Below are 19,689 nucleotides of genomic sequence, written 5' to 3'. Positions count from 1 at the left end.
ATTGTTTGCGGATGGTGCCGTTTTTTTTGGATCCACGTTTGGGTTTTACCGGCAGCGGTAATTTGATGAAGGCTCGAGACACGGGACCGACGTAGTCAGCACCGGATAAGAAAGGCGATGATGACGCGGCTGTTTGGGAACCCCACCACCACGGGCTGGGTAGAAGCGCTTGGCGATGACGACGCGGCTGTTTAGGAACGCCACCGCGCATCCTTGACACGGGTGGGGCCGACGCGCCGGCAATTGCCACGGCCGACGGAAAAACTGATGTGAGTGAAGCGTTCGCCCCGCCGGCCTGCATTGAGCTTAGCGCGTCACCACCCGAGTCAAGGACCGCTCCGCTAAAAAATCGGGCCCGCCCAACCGAGCAAGCTCGGTCGGGCCCCACCCATTTTTTAGCGCCACTTGCGCTGCACGGGTCTGGGCATAGGTTCTAGCGCCTCTTCATGGCACGTCGTGAGATCAAAAAGCAACGAAGTGCAGAGGTCATCTTCAAACAACCGAAGTTACGGCTTCATCCGCGGCGGGAACACGCCCGACCAACTGAAGGTTGGTCGCAAAAGAGCCGAGCAGCCAATCCGCGATCCGAAACATCCCCTAACCATCCTAAATAAAAAATGACCGAGCCCCCCGGAGAATAGGGAGCCCGGCCAAAAGCACGGTCCTGGAGAATTAACGTTTTTGCTGGGCGTGGATCGCCTCAAAGAACGACATCGGCGGTACCCACTCCTGAACACCTACCGGCTTGTCGTCTTTGCGGGCCGACAAGTCCAATTGGTTGATTACTTCACCCGGCGAACGCGCGCGCTCCGCATCGCGGTTCGGGGAGATCAAGTACTTGCCGTTGCGGTAGTTCAGGTATCGGTAGTAAAGGGTTAGGTTGCCCCAATCGTCGTAATCGTGCAGTACATCGTAGGTGTTGCTGAAGTTGACATCAAAACGACCGTTAGCGCCGCTAACCGAACCGTCACAGTCGTAATCCAGACCACCCAAGGTGCCGCTCTCGGAAACGGCGTTTTCATCGATGGGCGCCTTGTCACCATCCGAGTAGTCGATGTGAAATTGCGATGGATCACTAAAAATCCCATTCACCAAACGACCCCAGCTGTTGTTATCGGGACGGCGCTCCCGCAGCAAATCCGTACAAAGCTCAACGCCTTGACGGCCACGCTCGAACTGGTAACGGTCGAGAATGTTGTCCAACAACGTGTAGTTGCTGTAATCACGCGGCACACCCTGCAATTGGAACAGGTAGTTCATGCTGCTGATGTAGTTCGGTTTGAAGTTCAGGTTCTGGCTTTGATCGTAAGGGATTTCAGGGTCACCGCCGTGGGCAAAGCCAATCACGTGGCCCAACTCGTGAACGATGGTCGAGGCATGGGCGTTGATCAACATGTTGCGATTTTCGGGCGTGTCATCGTCCATCCGCCAGCGGGAACCACCCATGGACAAGTAAAACCAGTAATCCATCAAATCGGGCGCCTGGCCGGAAGAACCCCGGTTGGAACCCCCCTGGGAATTGGCGACCAGTAGGTAATAAAAGGCACGCAAACGTTCGGGATTGTTCTCAAAGTATTGCGGCATAAAGTCTTCGGTCATGCCGGGAACATTGATTTCGCGGCCGTTGTAGGTGTCGGTCCAGCGGTTGAGGTGGACGTACTCTTGGAACGGCACCGCTTGACCGCCACCCAAATCGTAATCGGCGGGATCCAAGCCCGGTGCTTGGTCGTACAAGTCACCGATATCGAAATGAACCGCGTAACCGCGCGCCGCAAAGAGTTCAACGACACGATCCAGACTTTCGCGCAAGGGTTGGGTGCCGTGGTCCTGCAATGGATTGCCGTCGCTGTCGGTCATCACGTTGCCGTCGTAATCGCGCAAGGTGTGAACGGCCATGTAATCCACTTCAATAAAGATGTCGGTTTGGTTTTGGCGCGCACCCCAATCATAAAGGGGCATCCCATAAAAAGTACGGCCCGGCTGTTCGGCGCAATCGGGGATGCCGTCACCGTCGTTGTCGACGTCGATGTCGGCACAACTCGGCTGTACGGGGTGTTCCACGGTGGGGTTGTTGAGACGCAGGTCAAACACGGCGACGGTGGTGTTGCCGTTGGAACTGATGCGCACCGCGAATTGATCGTCGTTGCTCGCGCGGGGACCCAGATGGGTGTAGGAGAAATCAAAGGCCTGGTCGAAACCGTTGCTGAGCACGATGGGTTCGCCGCGGACGCTGACCACGCCGTACTGGGGTTGTTGGCAGATTTCCATCACGTAATCGACGGCCACATCACCGCCGGACCGGATCCACGAACTGTAGGTCAACTCGTTGACTTGGCCGTTGCCGAGCATGGTCAGACTAATCGCGTTGTCGCTGGTGGGTTCACAGCCGCCGGGGCCGCCGTCGGCTTCGAAGCTCGCCAACAACTGAACGCCTTGGTAGCTGTTGTACGCCCGTACCATCACGTAATAGCGACCCTGATTGGGCGAAGCCTCTTCACATGATTCAGTGTTACCTGTTCGCCAGGGGCGGCAATCGTAGGTGGTGGTGGTGGGCGCCTCGTTGTAGCGCAGGTAAAGGTCCGCGTCACCGCTGCCGCCACTTAAGGCGACCTTGAGGTTTGCGGCGTTGGCGGGTACATCCAGGTAAAAAACCTGTTCTTCACCCTGCGCCGCGGCCAGACCGGTAACCGGCACGCCGTTTTGCAAACCGGATGAGACGGCGCCCTCGTAGCGGGCTACCAAGGAAAGGCCGTTAAAGCTATTGTAGCCAACAATATTAATGTAATAGCGACCGGTTTGGGGTGCCGCCTCGGTGCAGCTTTCGGTGTTGCCGTTGGCCCAGGGCCGACAGTCATAAACCTCGGTGGTGGGTGCTTGACCAAAGCGCAGGTAAAGATCGGCATCGCCTGAGCCACCGCTGATGGCGACTTCCAGATTTTGTGCCCCGGCAGGCACATCAATCGCATAACGCAGGGTTTGGTTTTGGGCGGCGGAAAGCCCGGTAATGGGTTGATCGTTGTTGAGCAAAACAGGGCTTTGTGCGAACAAAACCAAGCTGGAAGCAAGCAGGACGGCAAAGATAAGCCGTTTAAAACAAAAGGAAAACATGTTCTCTCCTCTAAGAAAACAAGAAGGCGCACCCCGCCTAACGCGGGCAGACCGAGACCGAAACGGCAAGATGGGTACCGCAACGGCCGAGAGCACGCCGATTTGATAGAAAGCTGATGAATCGAAAGGTCAGCGAATAAGCGGCTCAGATGGGCGAGCCGGTTGGGGAAACAGGCAGCAGAATGCCGGATACCAGGCACGGGGGGTTGCTAGCATGGAAATGATATATCACAAGTGTTTCTTTTGTAAACAAAGATCGCTAAATTACTTTACACGGACGTTACATTGGTCACATTCAACCCATCGCGGGATGATCCAACCCATCCCTTACCCCGACCTTGAACCTTCAAAAGCGGGCTTCCGCCCAGGCAGCGGCTGCACGCCGTCAAGGTGCCCACATGGTTGATCTGCAAAATGGCGGTCACCAAAGACACATCCACAAAAACAAAATAAGCCGCGGCTCCCGAAAAAAAAAGAGCGCGGCATTACATAAAGTTAAGGTTCCCAGCACAAAAACAGAATCAGTGAAACACCTGACGAAAAGGGTTTAACCTGAAACAAACTGAATCAACCCATCCGCAACAAACATCCAACGAAGCGGCGGCTTTATCCGGGTCGGGAACCGGCCGTCCGGCCGAAGGCGCGGCGACCAAGGGCAACCATGCCCGGTCGCATCCTCCGATCTCCCTATCCTGTAAAAAAAGCGAGAACAACGCGGCAAAACCGGAACCAGCCTTCCAAAGAATGGAAAACCGGCCCCATTCAAACTAGCCTCGCCGCGGGTCTTTCAAATCGCGGATTAAAGACAGACGATTGCGGATTTCTTCAACTGTTTCACCCGTTTCCTCGCTAAGGGCCTGCAGGGTGGCTTGGTCCAGATCGAGGCTTTGGTAACCCTCGGCGCGTTTGTTGAGTTCGGGTTCGGCGTTTTTAACTGCTTCGTGTTCTCGCAACATAAATTCAAGGCCGGGCGCCATGCAACTGATGCCCAGTTCTTTAAGAAATGCTTGGTCCCTTAAACTGAATGTGACGTCGGAAACTTCACTCATGCTACACCTCGCACGCGGTCGCCCAGCGGTCGCACCACTGGAAAACGACGGGTAATGGTTGATGTTGGCGCGCCCGCAAAACTCGGACAACGCATAAACCACGGGCAAATTGACTCAAAAGGGAGATGCTCCTTAATATAGGCGATTTCTCAAAGGTTGCACCGCTTTTTTTCACAAGAATCTCTCAAATTAAGTGCATATAACCGTTTTTCGTCTTTGATTGCGGACCTAAGCGCGGGCCCCAAACCTGGATTTTTCCGTGACAGGCATCACAAGACCCCTGGATTCCAACTCAAATCTCCCCTTGCCGCCGCGGCCCGGCATACGGCATAATGCCGTAGAATTGAATTCTAGTAAGGGAGGCGCGGGATGGCCAATCAAATTTTGGACCTGTGGACAAAAATGCAAAAGGTACCCGCGGGCAAGTGGCTGTTCAGCAAAATGATTGGCATCAAGGTGCCCTACACCGGCTCGGTGAAACCCCGCGTCCAAGAGATTCGCCCCGGTTACGCGCGCGCCCAAATCCGTGACCGCCGCGCGGTGCGCAACCACCTGCGCTCAATCCACGCCTTGGCCCAAATGAACCTGGCCGAATTTGTCACCGGCCTGGCCATGACGGCCCAACTCCCACCCGACGCCCGCGCCATCATCACCGGCCTCTCCATCGAATACACCAAAAAAGCGCGCGGCACGCTCACGGCCACCTGCGAATGCGAAAAAATTACGCGCATCACGGCCGACCGTGAAATGATCATCGAATCGATCCTCACCGACGAAGCGGGCGACGTGGTCTCCAAGGCCAAAGCCACCTGGCGCATCGGCCCCAAGCGCTAGTCCGCTCCAGACACCCGCGCCCTCAGGTGGTTTTTCCTGGCTCGGTAGCAAGTGGGGCAAAATCATCCAGCTGGTGGATGGGATTTTCTTGGGCTTTGGCAGAGGAACGCGCGGTCCCTACACAAAAGGTTTGCGGTTGTCGCTTTGGTTCCAGCGCTTCAGGGCGCCGCGTAACTCGTCGCGGTTCAGCGTGGCCGTGCCCAGCTTTTCCACCACCACGCCGGCGGCGGCATTGGCCAACACGGCGGCCTGGCGCGGCGTGGCGCCGACCGCGCGCGCCAAGGTCCAGGTTGCGATGACGGTGTCCCCCGCCCCGCTCACGTCAAAAACCTCGCGCGCCTGCGTTGGGATGTGCACCATGTCGTCCGGCGCGTGGAACAAGGCCATGCCGTGCTCGCCCAAGGTGATCAGCAACAACCGGCACGACAGCTTGCCGAAAATCGATGCCGCCGCCTGCCGCAAGCTCTCCGCATCTTTGATACGCACGCCGGCCATGCCCTCGGCCTCGTTGCGGTTGGGCGTCAAAATGGTCACATCGTGGTAATGGTCGTAGTTGTTTTCCTTGGGATCCACGCTGATGATTTTGGTGCCGGCTTTGGCGGTCAGTTCTTCCAACAACGGGCGCGTAATTGAGCCTTTGCCGTAATCGCTGACAATCACCGCGTCGGCGGCAGCCAATTGCGCAAACAAGCTGGCGCGCACTTTCTCGTGTTGGGCCTCGGTAAAGACGTTTTCGCCCTCACGGTCGACCCGGCACACCTGCTGGCGCTGGGCGATGATGCGCGTTTTTTGAATTGAGGTAAAGGCATCGTCTGCCACAATGCCGGACAGATCCACGCCGCGTTGGCCCAACAAGCCGCGGAAAGTAGCGGCGGTGGCGTCGGTGCCCACCAAACCCACGGGCACGCTGCTGCAACCCAATTCCTCCAGGTTACACACAACGTTGGCCGCGCCGCCCAGGTGGGCCGACTCCTCGGTGACCTGTACCACCGGCACGGGCGCCTCGGGTGAAATTCGCGAGACCTTGCCCCAAATGAAGCGGTCCAGCATCATGTCGCCGACGACCACAATGCGGGCCTGGCCAAAGCGGTCGATGGTTTTGTTGAGCGCGGTTAAATCTTCCATTTCCTTATCCTTCGCGGTTGGTTTTACGGCTTTGTTCAGCGGCCGTGCATTCGGCCGCTTGCCCCGGCAACAAAACGTGGATGCCGTGGGGGTCGGTTTCGAAGGCGAACCCGCAGGTTTCGCAAACCAACCGTTGTTCTTGGAGGCGCAGCTTCTCGCCGCAGCCGGGTGCGCGCAGGAGCGGCACCAATTCGTTGACGTCCATCAAAAAGGCCTCGTGGGGTTATTTTTGCCAATCTTCGGAGATCGGCGTCCCGTCCTGATCCTCGGCTGAATCGCCGTCGGCGCCCTGCACCATCGCCTCAAATTCTTCCTCGTCCTTCTTTTGGACCAGCCAGGCCAGGCCCGTACCCAGCAGGTACAGCAGCAGGATCGGCGCGGCGAGGAAGGTTTGCATGAAGGGGTCGGGTGTCGGGGTGATAATCGCGGCGGCGATGAAGATGATCACCACCGCGTAGCGAAACTTGTCCAGCAAAAAGCCGCTGGTGACAAGACCGACCTTGGCCAGGAACAGCAGGACCAGGGGCAGTTCGAAGGAAACACCCATGCCCATCACGAAGAGGAACAGCATGTGGAGGTAACTGGAGCGGGTGAAGGCGTTGAGTTCGCCCGCGTTCCACTCCATTAAATAACTGAGCGCGTAGGGAAACACGTATTCGAAGCTGAACCAGCAGCCGGCGATAAAAAACAGCGCCATAAAGATGATGAAGGGAATGGCGAACCACTTTTCTTCTTTGGTGAGCGCGGGCGCCACAAAGCCCCAGAAGTGGTAGAAAAAAATCAGGCTGGAGAGGATCAAGCTGGTCCAGAAGGCGGCGCGCATGTTGGCGAGGAAGGGTTCCTCGAAGCGGGTCGCGGCGAACAGGTGCTCGGACTTGGAGATTTCCACCAAGGGTTCGGCCAGCCAGGCGAAGATCGGCTTGGCGTAGATGAAACAAATGACGAAAACGATCAACCAGAGGCCGACACTTTTGATGAGGCGGTTGCGAAGCTCTTCCAGGTGGTCGAAGAACCCCATTTCATTGGGATCGGTCATGTTATTTCTTTTGTTCCTCGTCGAGATTGATGACGACTTCTTCTACCTGGTCGCTGGGTTGCGGGGTGACCGGGTTGTTGACCAGCTTTTGCGGGGTCGGTGCCGGGGTGGGCGGTGCTTGAGGCGGGACCGGGTTGGCCTGGTTGGCGCGCGGAACGGGTTTATCCAGTTCGTCGCTAATGGAATCAACCAAACCGGTGGTGTTCTTCTTGAATTCGCGCAAGCCGCGCCCGAGGGAACGGCCGATTTCAGGCAACCGCTTGGGGCCGAAAACGAGAAAGGCAACCAACAGAATGACGATAATTTCTTGTAAACCAACTGGGCCGAACATGGACGCTCCTCAAGGACAAATGGCAAAGCACCGGATTTTACCCCAAAACCCGGTTCACAAAGAAGGAATGAACGAAAAAGGGTGGGAAAAGTCCGCGACGAAGGGCATTGCCGGGGGGGGTACTCATGCCGCCGGCCGGCAAAACCCCCAAAAGGTGGGCCGGCTCACAGAGCGACGGCCCAAAAAAAAGGATGCTGTTAAGAAGTACTCCTGTCACAAAACATGCCATACTTATCCGCCACTAATTACGGACCTTTTAATTTTTTCACCATAATCTGGGCCACATTTTTACGCCAAACCAGTCAAAGTCGGATTCTTGACACCTTTTGCCAACTGTGAGAAAGTTTTGCCATCCGTACTTTTCCGTGATGGATACCACACCTCATCCTTTTCTCCTGAAGGGTTCTCTTTACCTTCTGGAATAATGTCTGGTTCTTTTTCCCGCTTAGATCGAGGGTTTAGCCCAGTTGCCGTGTGAAGGATTGCTTTTCCGATCAACGGTGCTTGGGATTTCGCCCATGTTCCCGCTCTGGGCGAAAGAACCACGAGCAGCACCGCGCCCCGTGGTTCTGCTTCAATGACGTTTTTAGATTTATGGCTTCTTTGCCCTGCCACGACACCTTTCACCCACCGAATCACCCTGGTTCCGGTTCTCCCGGAACGGCACGTGATAGCGCTGTCTGTTTCCACCCGCTTCTGATTGCGTCCAGCCGAACCAACCGGCGCCCTGTACCGTGTTTCCCCGCGCTTCGATCAAACGTCGGTACACATCATGATTCAAGATAAAGGTGTTCTTCATGACCCCACAAGAACCGTTCGGCTCATGGTCGGGAACCGAAACTCGCGAAATTCGCAATCTTCTACTTGAACTCAACGCCCGAGGCGTGAAAATCTGGTTAGAGGAAGGAAGGTTGCAAACCCACGCACCGAACGGGTCGCTCAATTCCTCCCTGCAAACGAAGATCGAGGCGGTCGCCGAAGAATTGAAAACCTTTCTCACCAAAAAAGAAAAGGTACTGGAGGATTACGCGCCTTCGCTATCTTTTGCGCAACAACGCGTTTGGTTCCTTGAACAGCTCCAACCGGACAACCAGGCCAACCGACTTCAGGCCACGGTTGACCTGTGGGGACCGCTGTCGGTGGCGACGCTTGAGCGCGCGGTTGCGGGCATTGTCGACCGCCACGAAATTTTGCGGACGACCTTTCCGGTCCGTCACGGCGTTCCCCATCAACAAATTCATGCCCATGCCTCGCTGACCCTCGACCGGCTGGACTGGCGTAATTTCGAACGCGAGGTGCAAAAAGCGCAGCTTAGCGACCTGGCGGCCACCCAGGCCCATGTCCCCTTTGATTTAACGCGTTTGCCGCTGCTACGCCTGTTTTTGATCAGAAACTCGGAAGATCACTACACCTTACTCATGACGATGCACCAACTGGTCGGCGATCAAGAATCGCTGCACCTGTTCTGTCGCGAGCTGGGTGAACGCTACGCGGCTTTCCATGACAGCCAACCGGAGCGCCCGCCCCTCTTCGGCAGCCAGTACTCTGATTTCAGCAGCCGCCAACGGGCCTACCAACTGGAAGACGAGGCGGCCATGAGCCTGGCTTTTTGGGAACGCCACCTCGCGGGCGCCCCGCCGATTCTCGACCTGCCCTTCGACCGTGCCCGCACCCCGCGCCTGCAGTACCACGGCAGCCAAGTCTCCTTCGCGTTGGACATGCTCCAAAGCAGCAACCTGGAAGGCTTGGCCAAGCGGACCGGGACCAGCGTGTTCACGGTCCTGCTGGCGGCCTGGGCAACCTTGCTGTCGCGCCTGTGTCGAACCGACGACTTGGTGATCGGTCTGCCGGTGGTCAACCGCGGCACGGAGGAATGGCAAGGCCTGATCGGACCCTTCGTCAACACCTTACCCCTGCGCCTGCATCCCCATCAGCATTTTACCTTTTTGGCTTTTCTTCAAAAGGTACGCGAAACCTCAATGCAGGCCTTCGAACACGGCGAAATTCCCTTCGAGAAAATTGTCGAAGTAGTTCAGCCGGAGCGCGATCTCAGCCACCATCCGCTGATTCAGGTCATGTTTTCGCTGCGCAACATGCCCAGCGAGGAGCTGTCCTTCGCCAACATCAACGGCACCCTCAACGAATACGAGCTCCAGGCCAACAAACTCGATCTCTCGCTGGTGATGTGGGAGAGTTTGGTGGACGGCAGCTTGCACGGCTCGTTCCACTACAATACAGAACTGTTCGACGCCACCACGATCCAGCGCTGGATCAACCATTTCATTACCCTGGTGGCGGCGATCACGGCCGACAACAAAAAGGCTCTGTGCGACCTGGGTTGGCTCAACGCACGCGAGCACCACGCACTGCTCTCGGCGGGCCGTCCTCGCCCCGAAATGGAACACGAGGCGGGTCTGTTCTGGACCCAATTTGAACAACAGGCCCGACAACGCCCCGAGGTGCCGGCGATCCTCAGTGACCGCGGCAACATGACGCGCGGCAAACTGCTGGCCACGGCCAACCGCCTCGCACTCTACCTACGCGCCCAAGGATTGCAACCCGGCGACCGGGTCTCCTTCTTCCTGGAGGACCACGATTACGTGCCGGTCACTTGGCTGGCGGTGATGCGTGCCGGCGGGGTTTTGGTCCCGCTCAACCCCAACCACTCACCTACCCGCCTGAGCTGGCAGATTCACGACGCCCAAATTCGCGTCATTCTGGTGGAACGCCGCCTGGAAACCCGCCTGCCGCGCCATCGCGTGCTGCAAATTTTTTACGATCAACTGGACGAGGTGCTGGCGGAAGACGACGGTGACGTGGTCGACCTGCCGCTGCCGCGTCCCGATCAAGGCGCCCTGCTGGCCTACACCACCGACAACGAGGGCAACCCGCGCGGCTTGCTGCTCAGCCATCAATTGATTCACAATCACCTTAAAGGCGTACTCGGCTTGTTCCGCTTCCAACCCGGCGACCGCATGCTGCTGCTCAGCCCGCTGGCCCAAGACATGGGCATTGAACAGATTTTGGCCCCGCTGGCGGCGGGCGTCGCGGTGGTGGTTGCCGCCGAAATCCACCAGGACGGCGATTGGTTGACCCACTTGATCGGGGTCCACGCGGTCACCCACTTGATCGCACCGCCGAACCTGCTGCAAAACTGGCTCGACAGCCTGGTACGCGACCAAGGTCACGCCCGCCTACAACACCTGCGCGTGGTGCTCAGCGGCAGCGAAACCCTGGCCCCCGAAATTCTCGAACTGTGGGCGGAAACGCCGCTCAAACACCGCGCCCGCTTGATTAACAGTTACGGGCCCAGTGAGTTGGGCATTTGCACCACGGCCTTTGAAGTACCCTCGACCTGGTTTGAATCCGCGGCGCCCACGCGCATCCCCATCGGTCATCCGCGCGGTTCCTGCTGGGTGGCGGTACTCGACCAACAGGGACAACCGGTGCCGACAGGCGTGCCCGGCGAATTGTGCGTCGGGGGCCGCATGACGGCCGAATTTTTCACCAACCAACCGATGAAAACCGCCGAACTGATGCAACCCGATCCCTTCGGCGGCACGCGCGGCGGGCGTTTGTTCCGCACGGGCGATTTAGCCCGCTTTAAACCGCGTCCCGACGGCTCACCCGGCAACCTCGAATACCTGGGTCGCGCCTCCAACCAAATTTGGGTACGCGGCTACCGCATCGAAACCGGAACGATTGAAACGCTGCTGATCGAACACCCCCAGATCCAGGTGGCGGCGGTGGTCGCGATCCGCGGCAAAGGTTCACAAACCGAACTCATCGCCTTCATCGTGGGCGAAGCAGGCCCCAGCGAAATCCGCGCCTTTCTGGCCGCTCAGTTACCGGCCTACCACCTGCCCACCCGCTACGAATACCGCACGGCGCTGCCCCTGCTGGCCACGGGCAAAATCGACCGCGTCGCGCTGGAACGGGATGCAACCCGCACCCAGCGTTTGCTGGACCCGCACCTCAGCAGTTACCAACCGCCCAACACGCCGGTGGAATCGCTGCTGGCGGCGATTTGGGGTTCGCTGCTGGGCCTCTCCCACATCGGCCGCGGCGATCATTTCTTTGAGATGGGCGGCCATTCGCTGCTGGCGGCCAAGGTTTTGGCGCGCATCCAACACTGCTTCCGCGTCGAGGTGCCCCTGCCGCGGCTGTTCGAACTACCGCGCCTGCGCGATTTGGCGGGCCACATCAGCATGCTGCGCAGCAAAGGCCACCTGCGCCTGCCGCCGATTGATATCATCCAACACAACCAACCCGCGCCACTCTCCTACCAGCAGCGTTACCTGTGGCGCGCCTATCGCCACGGCTTGGCCTTCGCGCGTTATCCGCTGTTTGCGGCGGTTCGCCTGCGCGGCACCCTCAACCAACAGGCCTTGGCCCAGGCGGTCGACGACATTTGGCAACGCCACCATGCCTTGCGTATCCGCGTGAGCGAGGTCGGCCCCGACGCCTACCAAACCATCGCCGATCCCCGCAATGCGAACATGGAACTGATCGACTTTTCCCACCATTCGGTCACCTTGCGCGGCGAGGCGACCCGCGCCCACTTCCGCAACCTGTTCGCGCTGCCGATCGATTTGGAGCACGACCCGCTGATGCGCGCCGGCCTGATTCGCCTGCGCACCGACGATTGGGTGTTTTACCTGAGCCTGCACCCGCTGGCGGGCGACCGCTCCTCGCTGGAACTCATCTTCCAAGAAACCATGCAGCTCTACCGTTGCTTCGACGAGGAACTGCCGGCACCGCTCACGCCGCTCACCTGCCAATACACCGATTTCGCCTATTGGCAGCAGACCAACAAACCCAAAATCCGACGCGCCCACCAGAGCCTCGACCCCAGCCCCCATCACGATCAAGAGGTGACCTGCACCCATCCGCGCCTGCCCATTGACGGTTCGCGCCCGGCCAACCCCAACTACCGCGGTGGTCGCTGGCGCTTCCATTTGGACCAGGAAACCACCAGCTCGCTGTTAACCCTGGTCAACCACCAAAAAACCGACCTGTACAGCGTGCTGTTCAGCGGCTTCGCCACCTTGCTGGGTCGCTACAGCGGCCAAAGCGTGTTCCAAATCGCCATTCCCCACGAAAACCGCGACCAAGCCACCTGCGAACAAACGGTCGGCCCCTTCGCGCGTTACCTGTGGGTCGCCTGTGATTTGGCCGGCGATCCGTCGTTTGTGGACTTGGTGCAGCGGCTCCAAGAAGCGGTGCTGCAAGCCTACACGCACCGCGACGATCCCGAGGCCCTGCAGAACATCGAACCCCGGGGCTCAACCGTGGTTCCGCGCGTCACCATCCAGCAAATCTTCACCCGCGAGTTACCCAACCCGGTGAACCGCCACCTGACCCAGGAATGGTTGGACTTGATTCCCGAACGGGTGTGTTGCGAAATCGGTCTGGAATTCGAACTCAAAGAAGACCACCTGGTGTGCGATTTCATTTTTGCACGCGAACTGTTCAAAGAAACGACGCTGGCCCGCATGAGCCGTCACTGGACGACCCTGCTGCGTGCCGCCGCGCGCACACCGCAACGACCGATTTCAACCCTACCCCTGCTGGGCCGACGCGAATGGGCCGACGTCTTGCGCCAAACCCGGCGCGAACAGGCGCTGGACGCGGGTAACAACGACCAAACCTCGCGTTGGTTCGCCAATGAACACTGGGTCGAACACCAGACCGCGATGATTCGCGGCACTTTTAATATGAGTTACCGGCTGCTGCACCGCCGCGCCGACCAGTTGGCCCAATGGCTGACCCAACAAGGTGTGATGCCCGGTGATTGGGTGGCCTGTTTCTTTGAACCTTCGCCCGAGGCCGTAATCGCGGTGCTGGCAACCTTGAAAATGGGGGCGTCCGTGGCGCCGCTCGACGCCGAGTTACCCATCAAACACCTGACCCGCTACATGCAAGCGGTCAAACCCAAGGTGCTGTTGACCCAGGCCTCGTTGGCCCAAACCGCGTTGCCGCTGGCATCTTGTGCCCGTTTTTGCATGGCGGTTGAGCTGGATACCAAGTGGAGCCAGTCCGAATTCAAGGGCGAGGCGTGGACGGTACCCGAGGTGGACATCGATTTTCCCGCCTATGCGGTGTTTCATCCCGGCGAACCGGAGAAACCGCGCGTGACGGTTGTGAGCCGGCGCGGCTTAATGAATTACCTGGAATGGTTCCACCGCTTTGTTCCCATGGACAGCACCAACATCAGCCTGTGGCGTTCGAGCCTCGCCCACGACAGTTGTTTTTGGGAGATTCTGGCCCCGCTCAACAGCGGCGCGATTCTGGTCATCCCGGAAGAGGCGGTACAGGGGCGCAGCAAAAACCTGGCGCGCACGATTCACCAACACCAGGTTACCCACTTACACGTCTACCCTTCCCTGTTGAGCCATTTGCTGGACGAGGTACAAGACGCGCGCCTCGATTCGTTGCGTTGCGTGATGACCAGCGGTCAATCGCTGTCGATGCCGCTGCAGGACCGCTTCTTCCACCGCTTCTCGGCGGGAAAAACCACGCTGCTCAACCTATACGGCCCGGCCGAGTGCGGCATCGAAACCTTGGCCTGGACCTGTCGTCCGCGACGGGTTCCCCTGGTCGGCGAACCCATCGACCGCATGGAAGCCTACATCCTCGACGCCCATTTCCGACCCGTTCCCGCGGGGGTACCCGGTGAGTTGTACCTGGGCGGCGTCGGTTTGGCCTTGGGCTACTGGGACGACGCCGAACGCACCGCCGAACGCTTTGTGCCCCACCCGTTCTCTAAGCAGGCGGGGCAACGTTTGTTCCGTACCTATGAACGCGCCCGTTTCGTACCCGGCCCGGCGGGTCAATCTAATGTGATTGCGCTGCTGGGCTCCACCAAACGACAAATTAAGGTGGACAACCGCCGCGTGGATCTCAGTCAAATCGAGGCCCATCTGCGGTACCACCAAGGCATTAAAGACGCGGCGGTGCTGCCGCAGTACGACCGTCACGGCGGCGCCGTATTAACCGCGTTTGTTGAGCCGGATCGGCCCGCGATGGAACAAGAGGCCTTGGCCCATTGGGAAGCGCAGCCGGGAGAGGCCCGTAAGCAGGCGACCCTGGGCAGCTTGCGCGAATGGTCGCGCTACGTCGGCAAAGGTGCGATCACGGTGCCGGAATGGCGCGAATCGCTGGAGCAGGCGGCCCACCGAATCCGCGCCTTAAAGCCCAAACGCGTCTTGGAAATGGGTTGCGGCATGGGTTCTTTGATGGCGCGGGTGGCACCCCATTGCGAGGTCTACCATGCCTGCGAGGACAGCCCTGATTCCCTAAAACAGGCGCGCGCGGTGCAGAACACCCAACCTGAGCTGGCCCATGTGCAGCTTGAGGCACGCGCGGTTAATCAGTGGGACGGCTTGGACGCGGGTTACTATGACGCGGTGATTTTTCCGTCCCAGGTGCACTTCTACCCCAGCCTGGAATTTCTGGCCAACGTAATTGAACACGCGGGTCGCGTGCTGCGGCCGGGTGGTTTTATTTTCTTCGACGGCATTCGCGATTTGCGCTTGTTGGAGGCATACCACGCCATGCAGCAAATGCGTTTGGCTGATCCCGACACCACCGTCGAGGAGTTGCGCGCGCGCATTAAGGACCAAACCGCGCGTGAAGAGAACCTGTTGCTTCACCCCTACTACTTCTTCGATTTGCAGGAGAAGCTGCAACCGCTGGAGCACGTTCAAATCTTGCTGAAACGCGGTGGGATGGCCAACCAGATCAACGTGTTTAGCTACGACGTGATCCTGCATTTCGGCATGCACCCGGAATCGCAGGAGAACCTGCATTTCGAGCATTTGCCGCCCTACAGCGACACGGCCATGTTGACCCGCGCGTTGACCATGCGTCAGGGGGATTTGGTGATGATTCGCGGTTTGCGCCACGCCGGCATTCACGAGGCGCGGGAGCGTTTGCGGCTGATTGAAAAAGCGCGACCGTATATGACCGTGGAAAAATTGCAGCGCGATTTGGCGCGTCGCGAGGTGGTCGGCCTGGATCCCGAGGTGGTTCGCCAGGCCAGCAACGAGCACGGTGCCAAGTTGAGCATCGCGGAAAGCCGCGAGGCCGGTTTGTTCAGCGTGCTGTTTCGCCGTGCCCATGCCGTGGCACGCCCCATTGCCTGGGATGCACCGCGTCCGGCGGCGGTCGCGGAGGTCAAGCAGTTCAGCAACGATCCGCTGCACAACAAATACAGCCGCCGTTTGTTGCCGGAAGTAAAAGCCTTGCTGAGCGCGGAGCTACCGCCGTTTATGGTGCCGCGCGAATACCATCTGGTACCGCAATTCCCACGGGAGAAAAACGGGGCCGTCGATTTGGAAAAATTAACCGGCATGGTGCCACGCGATTAATAAGCCCTAATGGGTGACCAACAAAAAACGCCCGGTGTGCCGATGCGGCATGCCGAGCGTTTTTCAGTGTCCCTTCGTAGCGCGTCTAACGGATCACGATCTGAAGCGTGAAATTCGAGGACGTTTCATAACCGTTGACACCGATGTAATAGGTGCCGGCCGCGTCCATGCCACAGTGTTCGTTGCTGGTTTCTTCATAGGGCCGGCAATCGAAATCTTCGGACGTGGGACGCGTCTCGCGGCGTACGTAGAGATCGGCGTCGCCGTCACCCGCCATGGTCACCTCCAAGCCCGCCGCGGTCGTAAACGGGCCGTAGTAAAGCCATTCACCCGCGGCAACCGTGCCGCGTTCGGTGATCGCGGTGCTGTCGCCGGGTTCAACCGGGGGCGCCATGGCCGCCGCAAAACCGGCTTCCGGTTCGAGGCCGATGTAAATCATTGCTTCCTCGTTCCAAACACTCTCGGAACCGCGTGGTTGCAGATGAAACAAATCGTAGTACCCGTTGGCGTGGCCGGCCCAACCCCAGTTCACGTGGACCAATCCACCGGCGTTGTAGCCGTCGATCAGGAAGGCGTGGCCGTCGCCGTTTTGGTTGCGTGCCATGTGCAGAACGGGGCGGCCCTGGTCCAGTTCATCAATCACCATTTGGTACCATTCCGCATCGGAATACAGTTTAAAGCCGTCGCCGGTGGCACGCAGGGCGACGTACATTTTGCGGCGGGAAATGTTGTTGTAACCAAAAGCGTAACGAACCGCGTTTTCGAGCTGTTTGCCACTGGCGGGGCTGCCGTCACCCAAATCGAACTGAACGTTTAGTGCGACGCCGACCCAGTACAAAAAGGTCGCCACCGTGTCTTTTTCGCGATTGCTCGCGCCGTCGAGGCTGTTGGGCATGTTGGCCCAGTCGAAACGCACCGCGGTCAGGTCCACCTCGGTTTGATTGGGTTGCAGGCTGTCATTGTCCTGCGCGTAAACCACTTCTTTGACGCCATGATCGCGATAGCGGTAGTAATTGAGCAATTGGGCCAGGGCCAGGGTGGTGCAGCCGGGATAGGTGGGTTCACCGTTGAGCGTGGGCGTGGCGCGATTGTAGGGGGCGCCTTGACCCCATTGGGATTGAATCATAGGCGGTACCGCGGCGGTTGCGGCCGACCCGATCAAAGATAAGACCAAAAGAACAAACGAAAAACGCATGGTAAAAAGCTCCTCACCCGCATCGCCGTGTGATTCGCGGGAAAAACACCCGCACGTGGCGCGGGAAAAAACATCCGCGAGCGCAGCGGGAAAACCACCCACAAGCGCCACGAGTGGAACGGCATTCTACGTCATGGCGACGCCATTTCAATGTTACGCTTTGGCAACACTCTTGCGTTTTCGTGGGACAAACCATTTACCGGGCCGGACAGCTTGATCCGGCGGGCCGTCCCCTAGCATACGGCTTTGGTGGCGACGGCCTATCCCTCGGTGTTGTCCTTGATCAGCGTCGCCCCTTCGACGATTTCGGTAAAGGCACGCAGGGTGTGAATCAGGCTGTAGAGCAGGATGCCGTGGTGATCGCGCAGTCTGAGGCGATCCAAATCTTCTTCCACCGTTTCAAAGGTCTCGGCCACCCCGGAAATCAACAAAACCACCCCCACCACCAACTGGGTGTAGGGATGACTAAGAACATAATGCAGTTTTTTGAGCATGGGAATGCCTCCAATCAAATGTTGCAACAGCGCTTTTTCTTAACCATCGTCGCCGCGGCGGGGAACAGAACCCCTTCCCCAAAATTCCACCTTTTTGGCACCGTGAAACGGTTGTTCATTATGTGGCGCTCCTTTTGATATTTTTGTAATATATCAAGAGCAAGTTTCTATGCCGTCGTTTTTTCCTGGTGTTATGATTTGCGGATCAATTGAATGGTTTCCCGCTTTACCGGGCGACACCGCCCCCTGGGTTTTAACCGAAGTGGCGCTAAAGCGATTGATTTTGGCTAAAGATCTGAAGCGAAATGGCTTGGGAAAAACGAGCCGGGGTCGCGCCCGACCGCATCCGTTGGCCCTGAGCATTTTCACAGGCCGTTGCAGCCCAGAGGTTTCGCTAAAATCACCGCGCGTTATCGCGCTTCTTAGGTTTAAGGTCTCGTCCCAGCATTTTTTTATCTTAAGAAGGGTTCTCTATGGTTTATCTCGTTACGATCATGTTGTATCTCGGCATCTTGATTGCCATGGGCGTGGTTAAGTCCCGAAAAATCAAGACCCAAAGTGATTTCGCCGTGGCCGGACGCAGCCTTTCACCCTGGGTATTGGTCGGCACCATGTTGGCCACCTGGGTCGGCACCGGTTCCATTCTCGGCAACGCGGGCAAAGCCTACGAAATCGGCCTGGCCGGCCTGCTGCTGCCCTTGGGCGGGGTGTGCGGCGTCGCCGTGCTCACCCAAATCGCCGATAAGGTACGCGGCATTGAGAAATTCACCGTTCCCGAAATCATCGGCGACCGTTATGGGCAAACCGCACGCGTGTTGAGCGTGATCGCCCTGGTTGCCGCCTACATGGTGATCGTGTCCTACCAGTACAACGCCGGCGGCGCGGTGCTCCACACGGTACTCACCGACGACGCGGGCCAAAGCATGCTCTCGCTGGAAGTCTGCACCCTGATCGCGGTAACCGTGATCATCCTCTACACCATGTTGGCCGGCCTGGTCAGTGTCGCCTACACCGACGTGGCCAACGGTGTCATCATGACGCTTTCTTTTATGATCGCCCTGCCGATTCTGTGGCATACCGCGGGCGGTTGGAGCGGGATGGAAGAAGCCTTTGCCGCCACCGGTCGCGAAAGCCACATGCAGATTTGGGGTGTTTACTCTACCTTTGATTTCATTAATTTCATGTTGCCCCCGTTCCTGCTGGCCATGGGTGACGCCAACATGTACCAACGCTTTTCAGCCGCGACAAGCAGCAAAGGCGCCAAAACCGCCACCATGTTTTTGGTGGTGGCCGTGATCTTTATTGAAGGGGCGATCATCAGTTCCGCTTGGATCAGTTCCTCCATGATCGAAAACGCGGAAAACGGACGCCACGTCTTGATTTACGCCTCGCACCGCTACTTGCCGACTTTCCTGGGCGCGATCATGCTCACCACCATGGTCGGCATCATCATCAGTACGGCGGACTCCTTCCTGCTGGTCCCCTCCACCACGCTGATGCGCGACGTCTACCTGCAGTACATCAACCCGGACGCGGACGACCGCAAAATCGTCTTGCTGAGCCGCTTGCTCGTTCTGGCATTGGGGATTGTGGCCTACGTGGTTTCGCTGGGTTTCGCCCAAAGCGCGACCTTCTTTGACAAGGCGCTCTACGCTTATACCATTTACGGCGCGGCGATCACGCCGTCGTTGGTGGCGGCCTTTTTCTGGAAACGCGCGACCGGCGCGGGTGCGGTTGCTTCGATTACCGCGGGCACCGTGGTCACCCTGCTGTGGAAAGAAGCGGGATTTGTTCAGGACTTGGTACCGGCCGCGATTTACCAAAACTGCGACGCGGTATTACCCGCCATTTTCACCTCGATGCTGTGTTTGGTCGGCGTGAGTTTGGCCACCGCCAAACCCGAACGCCAAACCGAGGCCTAGGCCGCGTTGGCTCACGAGGGGCGCGTCGGCTGCGACGCGCCCCGTTCCTCACGCCCCGCCAACCAAAGGACCGCCCATTTCGCGCTACAATTGTGCGAACATCACCCCAAAGCGTTGCACCTTTTTTTCGCCGGCACGCCCTATGGCCAGGGTTATCTTCTGGTTAAGCGCGAATGGTTCCCGCCGGGAACAAAATCCGCAACCCGCGAGTCACCCGAGCCAC

The 19,689-nt window shown here is 58.4% G+C and carries 12 protein-coding genes; 3 read left to right on the top strand and 9 right to left on the bottom strand.

The genetic code is table 11. The features are described 5' to 3' along the window. Positions 1-672: 672 nt before the first annotated feature. Positions 673-3,108: a pre-peptidase C-terminal domain-containing protein gene (locus tag J3U88_RS31415; protein WP_207862987.1), complete on the bottom strand. Its 2,436-nt coding sequence runs from the start codon at positions 3,106-3,108 to the stop codon at positions 673-675. 767 nt (positions 3,109-3,875) lie between these two features. Further along, positions 3,876-4,157, bottom strand: a complete 282-nt coding sequence (locus J3U88_RS31410; RefSeq protein WP_207862986.1) for a hypothetical protein — start codon at positions 4,155-4,157, stop codon at positions 3,876-3,878. Positions 4,158-4,526: 369 nt separating this feature from the next. Here J3U88_RS31410 and J3U88_RS31405 point away from each other — a divergent pair, with 369 nt between their 5' ends. Continuing rightward, entirely contained in the window at positions 4,527-4,991 is a 465-nt protein-coding gene (locus J3U88_RS31405; RefSeq protein WP_207862985.1) for a hotdog fold domain-containing protein, read from the top strand. Between the two features lie 117 nt (positions 4,992-5,108). Here J3U88_RS31405 and rfaE1 read toward each other — a convergent pair whose 3' ends face one another. The 5 genes from rfaE1 to J3U88_RS31380 all read right to left on the bottom strand — a co-directional run bounded on the left by rfaE1 (position 5,109) and on the right by J3U88_RS31380 (position 8,110). Next, entirely contained in the window at positions 5,109-6,116 is a 1,008-nt protein-coding gene (gene rfaE1, locus J3U88_RS31400) for a D-glycero-beta-D-manno-heptose-7-phosphate kinase (protein WP_207862984.1), read from the bottom strand. A 4-nt stretch (positions 6,117-6,120) separates the two neighbouring features. Next, entirely contained in the window at positions 6,121-6,324 is a 204-nt protein-coding gene (locus J3U88_RS31395) for a hypothetical protein (RefSeq protein ID WP_207862983.1), read from the bottom strand. 15 nt (positions 6,325-6,339) lie between these two features. Continuing rightward, complete coding sequence (gene tatC / locus J3U88_RS31390; RefSeq protein ID WP_207862982.1) at positions 6,340-7,152, bottom strand: twin-arginine translocase subunit TatC; 813 nt, start codon at positions 7,150-7,152, stop codon at positions 6,340-6,342. 1 nt (position 7,153) lies between these two features. Further along, positions 7,154-7,483, bottom strand: coding sequence for a twin-arginine translocase TatA/TatE family subunit (locus J3U88_RS34845; protein ID WP_207862981.1), 330 nt, complete (start codon positions 7,481-7,483; stop codon positions 7,154-7,156). Between the two features lie 288 nt (positions 7,484-7,771). Then, complete coding sequence (locus J3U88_RS31380) at positions 7,772-8,110, bottom strand: hypothetical protein (protein WP_207862980.1); 339 nt, start codon at positions 8,108-8,110, stop codon at positions 7,772-7,774. Positions 8,111-8,280: 170 nt separating this feature from the next. On the opposite strand from J3U88_RS31380, the gene J3U88_RS31375 reads away from it, so the two are divergent. Further along, positions 8,281-15,855: a condensation domain-containing protein gene (locus J3U88_RS31375; protein ID WP_207862979.1), complete on the top strand. Its 7,575-nt coding sequence runs from the start codon at positions 8,281-8,283 to the stop codon at positions 15,853-15,855. Between the two features lie 85 nt (positions 15,856-15,940). Here the strand turns inward: J3U88_RS31375 and J3U88_RS31370 are convergent, their stop codons facing one another. Both J3U88_RS31370 and J3U88_RS31365 read right to left on the bottom strand, forming a co-directional pair. Then, complete coding sequence (locus J3U88_RS31370) at positions 15,941-17,050, bottom strand: C10 family peptidase (protein ID WP_207862978.1); 1,110 nt, start codon at positions 17,048-17,050, stop codon at positions 15,941-15,943. Between the two features lie 260 nt (positions 17,051-17,310). Then, complete coding sequence (locus J3U88_RS31365) at positions 17,311-17,544, bottom strand: hypothetical protein (RefSeq protein ID WP_207862977.1); 234 nt, start codon at positions 17,542-17,544, stop codon at positions 17,311-17,313. A gap of 473 nt (positions 17,545-18,017) precedes the next feature. On the opposite strand from J3U88_RS31365, the gene J3U88_RS31360 reads away from it, so the two are divergent. Then, positions 18,018-19,466: a sodium:solute symporter family protein gene (locus tag J3U88_RS31360; RefSeq protein WP_207862976.1), complete on the top strand. Its 1,449-nt coding sequence runs from the start codon at positions 18,018-18,020 to the stop codon at positions 19,464-19,466. Positions 19,467-19,689 lie beyond the last annotated feature (223 nt).

Source organism: Acanthopleuribacter pedis, assembly GCF_017377855.1.
Taxonomy (GTDB): domain Bacteria; phylum Acidobacteriota; class Holophagae; order Acanthopleuribacterales; family Acanthopleuribacteraceae; genus Acanthopleuribacter; species Acanthopleuribacter pedis.
Note: the sequence above shows the minus strand (reverse complement) of the source record. Positions and strands in the feature narration are given on the sequence as shown.